Source organism: Shewanella basaltis (genome assembly GCF_023283885.1).
GTDB classification, from domain to species: domain Bacteria; phylum Pseudomonadota; class Gammaproteobacteria; order Enterobacterales; family Shewanellaceae; genus Shewanella; species Shewanella basaltis.
In genome coordinates, this window is the sequence record NZ_JAKILA010000004.1 from 36,239 (window position 1) to 49,059 (window position 12,821).

At 40.7% G+C, this 12,821-nt stretch carries 11 protein-coding genes; 10 read left to right on the forward strand and 1 reads right to left on the reverse strand.

Annotated features, from left to right (window positions below; all coding sequences use genetic code 11):
* Positions 1-4 precede the first annotated feature (4 nt).
* The 9 genes from L2703_RS04620 to L2703_RS04660 all read left to right on the forward strand — a co-directional run bounded on the left by L2703_RS04620 (position 5) and on the right by L2703_RS04660 (position 9,164).
* Positions 5-616: an acyltransferase gene (locus L2703_RS04620; protein WP_248969959.1), complete on the forward strand. Its 612-nt coding sequence runs from the start codon at positions 5-7 to the stop codon at positions 614-616.
* Between the two features lie 117 nt (positions 617-733).
* Positions 734-2,449: a proline--tRNA ligase gene (locus L2703_RS04625; protein WP_248969960.1), complete on the forward strand. Its 1,716-nt coding sequence runs from the start codon at positions 734-736 to the stop codon at positions 2,447-2,449.
* A gap of 671 nt (positions 2,450-3,120) precedes the next feature.
* Entirely contained in the window at positions 3,121-4,248 is a 1,128-nt protein-coding gene (locus L2703_RS04630) for a patatin-like phospholipase family protein (protein WP_248969961.1), read from the forward strand.
* A 730-nt stretch (positions 4,249-4,978) separates the two neighbouring features.
* Positions 4,979-5,401, forward strand: coding sequence for a copper resistance protein NlpE (locus tag L2703_RS04635; protein ID WP_248969962.1), 423 nt, complete (start codon positions 4,979-4,981; stop codon positions 5,399-5,401).
* Between the two features lie 94 nt (positions 5,402-5,495).
* The gene (gene rfbA, locus L2703_RS04640; RefSeq protein ID WP_248969963.1) at positions 5,496-6,383 is read left to right on the forward strand and encodes a glucose-1-phosphate thymidylyltransferase RfbA; all 888 of its coding nucleotides are present in this window, start codon (positions 5,496-5,498) and stop codon (positions 6,381-6,383) included.
* Entirely contained in the window at positions 6,370-6,933 is a 564-nt protein-coding gene (gene rfbC / locus L2703_RS04645) for a dTDP-4-dehydrorhamnose 3,5-epimerase (RefSeq protein ID WP_248969964.1), read from the forward strand. Before rfbA ends, rfbC begins: the two co-directional genes overlap by 14 nt.
* Before the next feature lie 4 nt (positions 6,934-6,937).
* Positions 6,938-7,969 (forward strand): dTDP-glucose 4,6-dehydratase, encoded by a 1,032-nt coding sequence (gene rfbB / locus L2703_RS04650; protein WP_248969965.1) that lies wholly within the window; start codon positions 6,938-6,940, stop codon positions 7,967-7,969.
* Positions 7,966-8,847, forward strand: coding sequence for a dTDP-4-dehydrorhamnose reductase (gene rfbD / locus L2703_RS04655; protein ID WP_248969966.1), 882 nt, complete (start codon positions 7,966-7,968; stop codon positions 8,845-8,847). The genes rfbB and rfbD overlap by 4 nt, the downstream gene beginning before the upstream one ends.
* A gap of 155 nt (positions 8,848-9,002) precedes the next feature.
* Positions 9,003-9,164: a hypothetical protein gene (locus L2703_RS04660; protein ID WP_041413129.1), complete on the forward strand. Its 162-nt coding sequence runs from the start codon at positions 9,003-9,005 to the stop codon at positions 9,162-9,164.
* A gap of 148 nt (positions 9,165-9,312) precedes the next feature.
* Here the strand turns inward: L2703_RS04660 and L2703_RS04665 are convergent, their stop codons facing one another.
* Complete coding sequence (locus L2703_RS04665) at positions 9,313-10,710, reverse strand: magnesium transporter (RefSeq protein WP_248969967.1); 1,398 nt, start codon at positions 10,708-10,710, stop codon at positions 9,313-9,315.
* A gap of 151 nt (positions 10,711-10,861) precedes the next feature.
* Between L2703_RS04665 and L2703_RS04670 the strand changes: the two genes are divergently transcribed.
* Positions 10,862-11,347: a glutathione peroxidase gene (locus L2703_RS04670; protein ID WP_248969968.1), complete on the forward strand. Its 486-nt coding sequence runs from the start codon at positions 10,862-10,864 to the stop codon at positions 11,345-11,347.
* Positions 11,348-12,821: the final 1,474 nt, after the last annotated feature.

A 12,821-nucleotide genomic window follows, 5' to 3' on the forward strand; every position in this document is an offset into this window, starting at 1 on the left:
TACCATGGCAGATGTAGACTATCAAACTCAGCATAAAAAACGTTTATCTTGGATGCCCTGGTTATATTTTTCACTCAAACCCAAACATTTATCCTGGGCAAAGCCTTGGCAAGAAGATATCCAGCAACAACTGAAGCTACTTGAAACCATTTATATTGGTGAGCATTGTTTTATTGCTCCACAAGCGCAATTATTTGCAGAGCCTGGGCGAGACATCATTATTGGTAACCACTGCATGATCAGCGCAGAGGTATTTTTGCATGGTCCAATCACCCTTGGTAATGAAGTGGCCATTAATCACGGTTGCAGCCTAGATGGTGGCAGAAAAGGCATTACAATTGGCGATCAAACCCGAATTGCGAATAACGTTACTATTTATGCGTTTAATCATGGTATGTCACCAAATACGCCAATATACCAACAAGCTGCCACGTCTAAAGGCATAGTAATAGGAAACGATGTTTGGATTGGCGCACAGGCTGGGATTGTGGATGGCGTAACCATAGGTAATCATGCTGTTATCGGCATGGGATCGATTGTCACAAAAAATGTCGCCGATTATGCCATCGTCGCGGGTAATCCTGCACGAGTCATAGGTGATCGCCGGGATAAATAATCCCCTAAATCAAATAAAGCACAATAAAGCCATATTTAGAGTCGAATTAGCAGGTGACATCATGTATGCAGGTGCTAAAATGGCGTTTATTCATAGTAATTATTTTGGACATTGGGAATGCGAGTTAGTAAGTACCTGCTTTCAACACAAAAAGAAACCCCTGCAAATGCAGAAGTGATTAGTCATCAGTTAATGCTTCGTGCGGGTATGATCCGTCGTAACGCATCAGGTCTTTACAGCTGGTTACCCTCAGGCTTACGTGTATTACGTAAAGTTGAAGCCATTGTTCGTGAAGAAATGAACAAAACAGGCGCAATCGAAATTTTAATGCCATTAGTACAACCTGCTGATCTATGGGTTGAAACCGGTCGCTGGGAAAAATTCGGCCCAGAATTATTACGCTTTCAAGATCGCCATAACCGCGACTTTGTCCTTGGGCCAACCCACGAAGAAGTGATTACTGACTTAGTGCGTAAAGAACTGAGTTCTTATAAACAGCTTCCGTTAACACTTTATCAAGTACAAACCAAGTTCCGTGATGAAGTTCGCCCTCGTTTTGGTGTGATGCGCGCTCGTGAGTTCTTAATGAAAGACGCCTACTCTTTTCATTTAGATCAAGAAACCATGGACAACACCTACCATGCAATGCATACCGCTTATAGCAATATTTTGACTCGCATGGGCTTAGAATTCCGCCCTGTGCTTGCCGATACAGGTTCAATCGGTGGCAGCATGTCACATGAATTCCACGTATTAGCAAATAGCGGTGAAGACTTAATTGCCTACTCGACCGGTAGCGATTACGCCGCTAACATTGAAAAGGCGGAATCGCCAATGCCAACGGTTGCTCGTGCTGAGCCGACACAGGCAATGACACTCGTTGACACGCCTAATGCAAAAACCATTGCAGAACTTGTTGAGCAATTTGATTTAGCCATTACTAAAACAGTTAAAACATTAATTGTTAAAGGCGCTACAGAAGAAGCACCATTAGTGGCACTGGTCATTCGTGGCGATCACGAGCTTAACGAAATCAAAGCAGACAAACTTGAATTAGTCGCTTCACCGTTTGAATTTGCCTCTGAAGCAGAGATTCGTGAAGCCGTTGGCGCAGGTCCTGGTTCTCTTGGACCAGTAGGCTTAAACATGCCAATCATTATCGATTACAGTGTAAGCGTCATGAGCGACTTTGCGGCGGGTGCCAATACCGAAGATAAGCATTATTTTGGGATCAACTGGGAACGTGACTTACCACTAGCGACTGCAGCTGATATCCGTAATGTTGTTGAAGGTGAACCGACACCAGATGGCTTAGGTACATATGCAATGGCACGTGGTATTGAAGTGGGCCATATCTTCCAACTTGGCACCAATTATTCAACAGCCATGAATGCAACCGTGTTGGATGAAAACGGCAAAGCGCAAATTCTGTTAATGGGTTGCTATGGTGTTGGTGTAAGCCGTATTGTTGCCGCTGCCATTGAGCAAAATAACGATGACCGCGGTATTATTTGGCCAGAAGCCATTGCACCGTTTACTGTCGGTATTTTACCGATGAACATGCACAAATCACATCGCGTTGCTGATATTGCCGAGAAGCTTTATCAAGATCTGGCAGACGCAGGTGTAGAAGTGTTAATGGACGATCGCAAAGAGCGCCCTGGTGTGATGTTTGCTGACATGGAACTTATCGGTTTACCTCATGTTGTCGTGATTGGTGATCGTAATATCGATGCGGGTGTATTTGAATACAAAAACCGTCGCACGGGTGAAAAACAAGATATCCCATTCGACCAGATTGTTGAATTTTTAACAAATGCCGCGAAAGGTTAATCACCTTAACGGCAATCAACAAACACCAACAAAACGCACTTTATAGTGCGTTTTTTTATTAGAGCCTGATGATCTTTGCTGCTTGAATGTGGTTCGAGTTAAACATGTTAATCGAGGCGAATTGATTGATGCCTAGTCACCTAAGCAACTCTTTATTTGTAAAGCATTGTTCAACAAAGAGTAAAACGTTTTTAGCCGAACCCTGTGGGCAGCGTTTGTTGGTCATTTTTACTGCGTTATCGACTTTTTATGTAGAATAACTACACCTCAAAGTCTCTGCCACGCACTTGTATATGAGTCATGGCCAACAATTCGCTGCAAAAACAACCTTGAAAGGTCAACAGGCCTAAGTAACCTCAGCTCTGGATAACAAACGCCTTTCAAGCAGTCCTTTGCCTTCCTCACTGCGTTGAATTAACTTGCAATAGGCTGGCTATTGACGCGTTAATTCGCCTTGTTAGCAAAACAAATCACAAGCTTGACAGTGGATTTTAGTCAATCTATTGATTTATATCGTTATCAATACATCTCTTATCCAGAGTTGAGGTTAAGTAGATGTAAGCAAGACACAAATTACAGTGCAGTTATTGACCATAGCTACTGGTGCGCAATAAAAAAAGAATTCATACTAGTATGGTTTCTTACCTACACACAAAGGATAAAGATTACCAGTGTCTACAGCATTAGTACTAGGAGGGGGTGGCGCTAGAGCGGCATATCAAATTGGTGTGCTAAAGGCGCTAGTTCAATTTTACCCACGCAACCATCATGTTCCTTTCGATATCATCTGTGGCACTTCAGCAGGGGCCATTAATGCCACCTCTTTAGCCACCCACGCTTCCTGTTTTCATTTGGGTGTCAAAAAACTTGACTGGGTTTGGCGCCACTTCGAGACAAAGCAAGTGTATCGCACAAGTATTCCAAAAGTCCTTAAGCATCTTGGCCGCATGGCCATCAAAGGATTACAAGACGATAAAGTCAGTACCGACGCGGGAAGCTTGTTAGATAATCAACCATTGCGGGAACTACTCAATAAGCTCATTGATTTCAAAAGAATTGACAGAAATATTAGCCACAATGCATTAACCGCAATTAGCGTTGATGCATCATGCTATAACAATTCCCGTTCCTATAGCTTTTATCAAGGTAATGCCCACATCGAAGACTGGCAAAGGGCAAGAAGAGTCGGCACACGCAGTTTACTTAACACAGAGCATTTATTAGCCAGTTCGGCAATCCCGATGGTATTCCCCTCAATAAAGCTCAATCAGGCATACTATGGTGATGGATCTGTCCATCAATTATCACCACTTTCAAGCCCTATTCACCTAGGTGCAGACAAAATATTTGTGATTAACCTGGACAGCCCGCACAAACATTTTCCCATTGAGTTTGAATACCACCCCAAAACAGCCACCATTGCAGGGCATCTGTTAGATACTATTTTCTCAGATACACTCAATAGCGATTTAGAACGACTACAAAGAGTCAACAACACATTATCAATGATATCGGCACAAGATAAGGCAATATTAAATTTAAGACACATAGATACACTTGTGATTAAACCAAGCCAAGACTTAAGCCGAATTGCAGCCCGCTTTTATGATGACATGCCATATGCCATTAAAACCTTATTAAAATTATTTGGTATTAACCGTCAATCAGATTCAAGTATTGTGTCTTATTTGTTATTTGAAAAAAGTTACACATCGACCTTAATCGATCTTGGTTATCAAGATGCAATGGATCAAATTGATGAAATCAAAAAATTTTTTAATATCACAACTAAAGTATAAGCACAGCTAAAGATTATCTATGCTATAAATGAAAGCATAATTGGCAACCGATTCTATCCGCAGCGAAGGGATAGCATATTAAACGTATCAACCAAGTCAAATACACGGTAATGAGAGGCCTGTTTTCTTTGTTGGTTGAATATTGTTAGCGTTAAAACGTGTTAATCGACGCGAATGGATTGATGTCTAGGCATCTAACTAGCGCTTTATTCGCAAAGCGTCATTCAGCAAAGAATCAAGCGTTTTAGCCGAACCTTAAAGCAGCGTTTATTGGCCATGTTTACTGCGTTATCGACTTTTTAGTTAGAATCACTACACTTCAACGTCTCTGCCACGCAGTTCTATCTATAAGCCGAGGTCAATAATTCGCTGCAAAAACAACCTTGAAAGATCAAAAGGCCCTAGGGCCTGTTGATCTTTGCTGGTTGAATTTTGTTCGAGTTAAAAACGTTTTAATCGAGGCGAATGGATTGTAGCCTAGTCTCCTAAGCAAAATCTGTTCAACAAAGAGTAAAACGTTTTTAGCCGAACCCTGTGGGCAGCGTTTGTTGGTCATTTTTACTGCGTTATCGACTTTTTAGTTAGAATCACTACACTTCAACGTCTCTGCCACGCAGTTCTATCTATAAGCCGAGGTCAATAATTCGCTGCAAAAACAACCTTGAAAGATCAAAAGGCCCTAGATAATGTAATCAATATAGCGACAATGTGATGTCTAAAAGGATTTTAGATGAAGCGTATAGGAATATTATTGGTCATTTTTGCGCTGATAGCGTGTGATCAGCCAGAGCCAACAGCTAATGATATAACAGCAAGCAGCAAGCACAGTATTCAGTGGCAAGGCGTGTATCATGGCGTGTTTCCTTGCCCCAGTTGTGAAGGTATGGACACCACCATTGAATTATCCCTTCCCAATAACTACATCATAGACACTGTCAGGCTAGGTAATGATCCCCTTTCGTATAGTGGAAGCGGTACATTCCAATGGGATAAGACTGGCAATATTATTATTTTAGATCGTGGCCACATCTATCAAGTATACGCAGACCACCTCTACTTACTCGATGTAGAATTCAAGCGTATTAAAGGCCCAGATGCTGAGCGGTATCGTGTCGATAAAATAAAAGGCTTAGGTAGCATTTCACCTAATTAACCTTAACTTTGGACAACGAAATACACCAATGTACCATGCTTAATTGGCTTTAGCTGTGTTAAAATCGCCTGATTAGACAATTAAAGACAGTAACATGAGAAAAGGTATTATTTTAGCGGGTGGCACAGGCACACGACTTTATCCCATTACACAAGTTGTCTGTAAACAATTATTACCGCTATACGATAAACCCATGATTTATTACCCGCTTTGCACGTTAATGCAAGCAGGGATCACTGACATTTTAGTCATTTGCACCGAAACAGATCGCCCTCTTTTTCAATCACTTTTAAAAAATGGTCATCAATGGGGCATTAATATTGAATACACCATTCAAGCTAAACCAGAAGGTCTCGCCCAGGCACTCATCCTAGCCGAACCTTTTCTCGCCAACAGCCCTTGTGCACTAATTTTAGGGGATAACCTTTTTTACGGTCATCACCTGCAGGCTACATTGCAGGCAGCAAGTAACATGACTGGCGCATCCATATTTGGTTATCATGTAGCCAACCCACAAGCCTATGGTGTTATTGAGTTTGACCAATATAATCAAGTTAAATCCATTACAGAAAAGCCTGCAATACCAAAATCAAATTACGCTATGCCTGGATTATACTTTTTTGACAATAACGCCTGCCAATACGCTAAAAAGGTTTTGCCGTCACCTAGAGGTGAGCTTGAGATTGTCGATGTGATCACCCAATACTTAAACAACAATAATCTTACGGTTAATATTTTAGGCCGGGGTACTGCATGGTTAGATACAGGTACTCCTGATGCCATGGCAGAAGCGACTCAATATATTGCTGCTATCGAAAAACGCCAAGGATTAAAAATTTCCTGTCCTGAAGAAGTGGCCTTTTCAATGGGCTTAATTGATCAACAACAGCTAACAGAGCTTGCAAATCAACTCATCAAAAGTGGCTATGGCCAATATTTACTATCATTACTCAATAAGAATTTTCCTGATGAAATGCATTAATACTGAACTCGCTGGAGTCTTGTTATTTAGCCCGCAAAAGTTTATCGATGAACGTGGCTTTTTTATGGAAACCTTGCGCCAAAATGTGTTTAATGATGCCTTCACGCAACGAGATTTGACCGTTCCTCAATTAGTTCAAGAAAACCAGTCTCGCTCAGTGAAAAACGTATTAAGAGGGCTTCACTTTCAGCAACATTTTCCTCAGGGTAAATTAATCCGCGTATCGCGTGGGTGCATCTTCGATGTTGCCGTAGATTTAAGACAAGAGTCGAGCACTTATGGCCAATGGATAGGACAACAACTTTCCGATGAAAATGGCTATCAAATGTGGATCCCTAAAGGATTTGCACATGGTTTTTACGTATTATCTGACGTCGCTGACATTATTTATAAATGCTCAGAGTATTACCAAGCTGATGATGAACAAACCATGGCATGGAATGACCCAACCTTAAATATTCAATGGCCGATCCCGGCAAATGTGGAGCCCATCGTCTCCCGTAAAGACAACCCTAATATAAACCCTAATATGATTACATTTGGTGCTTAAGCTAATGACTGAGCAAAATCGGCAACCGCTGACAATACTAATCACAGGAGGATGTGGTTTTATTGGCTCGGCACTGATCCGCCATATTATGGCCCACACACCACACAAAGTTATCAACCTTGATAATCTCACCTATGCTGTTAACCCCTTGAGCTTATCTGCAATCAAAGATAACCAACGATACCGTTTTATTAAAGGTGATATTTGCGATGGCAAGTTAGTTGAAACCGTTTTTGCCCAGCACCAACCGGATGTCGTAATGCATCTGGCGGCAGAAAGCCATGTTGATCGGTCTATAGCAAGTCCAGACTCCTTCATACAAACCAATATTGTGGGCACATTTAATTTGCTTGAAGCCAGCCGTATGTTTTTATCGGATTTACCGGCACACAAGGCAACACGTTTTCGATTTCATCATATTTCCACCGATGAAGTCTTTGGTGACTTACCTAAAACAGGTTACTTTAATGAAAAAAGTGCCTACTCACCAAGTTCACCATATTCAGCGAGCAAAGCCTCAAGCGATCACCTTGTAAAAGCATGGCATAGAACATACGGGCTCCCAACGATAATAACTTATTGTTCAAATAATTATGGGCCATATCAACACCCAGAAAAATTAATCCCGCTCACCATCACTCGTGCAATATTAAGCGAAACCATACCGATTTATGGTAATGGGCAACAAATTCGTGATTGGTTGCATGTTGAAGACCACGTTGAAGCGTTATTGGCAGTATTAACCCGCGGCCGGATTGGAGAGTCATACACTATTGGCGGTCATAATGAATATACGAATCTTCAAGTAGTACAGTCTATTTGCCAGCATCTAACCACTTTGCTGCCAGAGCACCATCTTGCTAAAAATAACGGATTTGAGTCGCTAATCCACCACGTAAAAGACAGATTAGGCCATGATCAACGTTATGCTATCGATGCAAGCAAAATAACAACAGAACTCAACTGGACGCCAAAACAGTCTTTTGACGTTGGTTTGCAAAACACTGTTCAATGGTACTTAGCAAATAACCAATGAAAATTCTCACATTTGGCCAAACGGGGCAATTAGCTAACGCACTAAAATGCACTCAACCTGACACAATTGAGCTGATCCAATTAACTCGTCAGCAAGTTGATATTACCCAGCCTCAGCTTATTTATGAGGCGTTAGCTCATTACCGTCCAGACATTATTATTAATTGCGCAGCCTATACCGATGTAGAACGAGCCGAATCGAATACCACGCAAGTCATGCAAACAAATGTTGATGCAGTTCGATTTATCACGCACGTAGCGAGGCAATTAGGTATTAGGTTTATTCAATTATCTACTGATTATGTGTTTAATGGATGCTCACCCACACCTTATTCAGTTAGCCAAATACCCTCTGCGATTAATGTGTATGGGCATTCAAAATTACTCGCCGAAAACGTTATTTTACAGCAGCAATCGAATCAATTTTGCATCGTCCGTACTTCTTGGCTTTATCACCATAGTGGCAAAAACTTTGTTTCGACGATGCTACATCTCATGTCACAAACCTCAGAAGCACTCCCCAGCATAAACATTGTCAATGACCAAACAGGAAGCCCAACCTTGGCAGAAGGGCTTGCACACTTTTTATGGAAACTGTGTTTACAAAATCATTGGTCGCCGATTTACCATTGGAGTGATGCAGGAATGTGCACTTGGTATGAATTTGCTCAAGAAATACAGTCACAGGCCTTTGCGTTAGGGCTCATCTCATTAAAAGTGCCATTAATACCTGTGACATCTCAAGCATATCACTCTCGCGTTAAGCGCCCTGCTTTCAGTGTGTTAGACACAAAGGCATCACACTTCATATCCAAGCCTAAACCTTGGCAACAGCAATTAGCGCAATACCTTTATTCATGCTCACTCAAAAAAAAGTAAGCCGTAACAGTAAAAATACTAGCGTCATCTGATTGTCATTTTTACGTGCAATAATTTTTACCGTCAAGAATGAAATATTTCGCTTTAGCTTATTATTAACTTTAGGTAAAAAGAGGCTGTACCAACAGCGGTACAGTTATCTGGAATGTTGAAAAATGTCACACTCATTTGAATTTGATGAAGATGATGCGCCATGGGGCGATAACATCAAGGGAAAACCAAAATCGAAAAAAGTAAAACAACGTCGTCGTGATACCAAGCGCCGTTACTTTGACGATAATGCTGAAATGGAGTTCGCACCTGCTAAGTGGAAATAGTTTAACAGGATTTTCTCATCAAGTTTAAAAAGCAAGTTGCTCGCAACTTGCTTTTTTGTTGCCAAAAAAATGGCCTTGAATAAATCAAGACCATCTTCATATCAAAACACATGTTATTGTTAATTGAGTGTAAAGCCTAAGACACTTTTTACAGATAAAGTATTGAAGCTAAGCCTAAAAAAGTGAAAAAACCAACAACATCTGTAACCGTGGTTAAAATAACAGAACCCGATAACGCAGCATCCTGATTAAAACGCTGCAAAATCATCGGCACCATAACCCCAGCAATAGCCGCTACGGCCATATTAATCAAAATCGCACAGGCAATCACAATACCCATCACGTTATCATCGAACCACCAACCGGCAATAATACCGATAACAATCGCCCATAACGTACCATTTAGCGCGCCAATACCGAGTTCATTTTTCATTAACGACATCACGTTACCAGCAGTGATCTGCCCCATTGCCATACCACGGATCATTAGTGTTAATGATTGGCTCCCTGCAATACCGCCCATTGAGGCCACTATTGGCATTAATACCGCTAAGGCCACCACCTGAGATAACACGTTTTCAAACATGCCAATGGTGGCAGAAGCTAAAAATGCTGTCAGTAAATTGATCCCAAGCCAAACGGCACGACGTTTGGCGCCAACAACGATAGGTGCGAATAAATCGTCATCTTCATCCATACCAGCAGTTGCCATCAACTGCGCTTCATAATGCTCACGCACTAAAGCCGTTGCCGTACGCAGTGTCATACGACCAATCAAAATGCCGTCTTCATCAACCACAGGCAGTTCTAATTCACGACTATGCTCAATGGCCTCTGCTGCCTCTATTAGTGAAGAGTCAGCAGAAATCACCCGACTGTCATCCCACTTTAATGTGTGTAACGGCGTATCTGTATCCACCGTCTTAAACACATCATAACGACGCACAGTACCAAGGTACTTATCATTGATATCAACTAAAAATAAATGATCATTGCAATCTAAATCGATACGTCTAAAAAAACGTTGGCCCTGAGCAACAGTTGAGGTTGGACTTAATGCCAACATTTGATGGTCGGCATAACGACCGATTTCATTTTCAGTATATTGGTTGTAAAGCTCAAAGTGTTTACGCTGACGCTCACCCATCTGTGCCAATGCACGATCAGTAATATTGTCAGGTAACGAATCACTCCATTCAATGAGATCTTCAGGACTTAATTGCGAAAAAAGTAAATCCAGTTCCTCATCTGGCATTTTCTTTAAAATGCCTAAACGAGGATCGGCGCGCATTAAGTTAAGGACATCCACACGTTCTTCTACATCGACTTGTTGCCAACGTTCATAACGCTCATCAAGCGGTAACGATTCGAGTAATAATGCGATGGTACCAGGTTCAGCGTCGATCAATATTTCACTGAACACTTCGGCTTGTTCTTCACCTTCAGCTTCGGTTAATTGAAGCACAACTTGGCTGACGTCAGCCTGAGGTAAAGAGTTCGTTTCGATTTCATCTTCAGAGTTAAGTTCGTTCTTTAAATCATTCATAAGCCCGCCCCTAATTCTTCTCAGTAAATAAGCGCAAACTATATTGAAATTGTCATTAATAAGCAAACAGATATATTAAATTGCACACAACTCAATTGCCAACAACAAAAAAGTGCATTATAGTGGATATTTTATCCTTAGGAGTTATCTGATGAGCAGTGCAATATATCCAATCACAGTCAAAGACATTAAAGGTAATGATATCGTCATGGAAACCTTTAAAGATAAAGTTTTGCTAATTGTAAATACAGCCAGCAAATGTGGGTTTACCCCACAATACCAAGCACTTGAAGCATTACACCAAACCTACAAAGATAAAGGGTTAGTGATTTTAGGGTTTCCATGCAATCAGTTTGGTAAACAAGAGCAAGGTAACGAAGCAGAAATAAGCCAGTTTTGCGAACTCAATTTTGGGGTAACATTCCCATTATTCAGTAAAATTGAGGTTAACGGTGCTAACGCCCACCCACTCTATCAACACCTTAAAAAGTCTGCAAAAGGCCTGCTTGGGAGCGAGTCTATCAAATGGAACTTTACTAAGTTTTTAGTCGATAAACACGGTAACGTTGTCAATCGATATGCGCCAACCACCAAACCTGAAGAACTTAAGGCAACCATCGAAAAGCTCTTGGCATAGCGTTAATACTAGCTCTTGGTATAAACCCTTAGCATTAGCCCTTAGCATTAGCCCTTAGCTTTGACTTTGGCCACTAAGTATTAACCCAGAGTATCTAATGACAGTGCACTGGTATCTTGGCGCATAATTACCAATGGCCAGTCAATTATTTTTTAATCTAAGCAAATGATTATTATAACGTTTAAAAAATTTTTTCACTGTTTAGGTTAAAAATGCAATTATTTTTGAACTTTTTGTCTCTTTGCCGCTCAAAATAAATAACAGTGAAATCCTTTTTATTGTTCATCATCTCCCTGGGACTTCTAGCGCGGTCCCCTTGATCGAAAAATCGATCGATAGGCAATCAGTTGATTGCCTTTTTTTATGCTTGTCGCTAAAGCAATATCAGTTGCACAATCATGAAAATTACGCCTTGCTATGAGCATCACCCTTTCACTTAGACTTAAACCTAGGCTTAGGCTTAATCTTAACCTCAAAGTTGATGCTACACAGCCAAAAAAACTTAAGTGATTGTTTTAGTAACATTTATAAAATATTTAATTTCTTGGTAGAAAATATTTTATAAAAAATGCAAAAGTGAATGAACTTTATCGCATTCGCTTAGTCAGAATATATGTAGCAAGTAAGGACGCAAATGAGAAAATGTCTACCTCCAACTTTTCTGGTTTGCACTAAAGCATATCTCAACGCTTTTACTGACTTGCCACAACAGATTTATGTTCATTGTTCATCATCCCTATTTGGGGCGCCTTAACACGCTAGCGCACTGTTAATGACACTCCGTAAAGAACGACTTAGGCAACCTTATTGGTTGCCATTTTTTTGCCCTAAATTTGCCCTCTGCAAATAAAACAATCAGTCAGAACCTTTAACGCAGCACAAAAGCACACATAAAAAATAATTTTAAAAAAATATCATTCTTTCTGTGAACTTTTAGCTTAATGCTCGGTCTGATTATATGTAACGAATAAGGTGTGGGTGATGTGAGTTGCAATGTCATGATTTAACCTTCTCCCCCGAAGTTAAATGCTACATAGCAACACCATTTATCCAGTTCACCTCAAAGTTGGTTTGGATTGCGTTACTGCTACAGTTTTAATGTTTATTGTTCATCATCATCCCCATTGGGCAGTATTAACACGCTAGCGCATTGTTAATGACATCCCGCAAAGATTTATTTTGGCAGCCAATAGGCTGCCATTTTTTTATGTGTTTATTATTATCCTAAATAACCTGAGCTCGGGATAATAAATGCCTTTCAAACAGTTCTTTGCCCTGCTCACTGCGTTGAATCGACTTACAATAGGCTAGCTATTGACGCGCCAATTCGCCTTGTTAGCATAACAAATAACAAGCTTGAAAGTGAGAATGGGTAACATGTTGATTTTAAATAGTATAAGTTCATCCCTTATCCCGAGCTCAGGTTAAATAAGATTGATTTTAGGCTGCGTCACTAGACCCAGTACAATGAAAA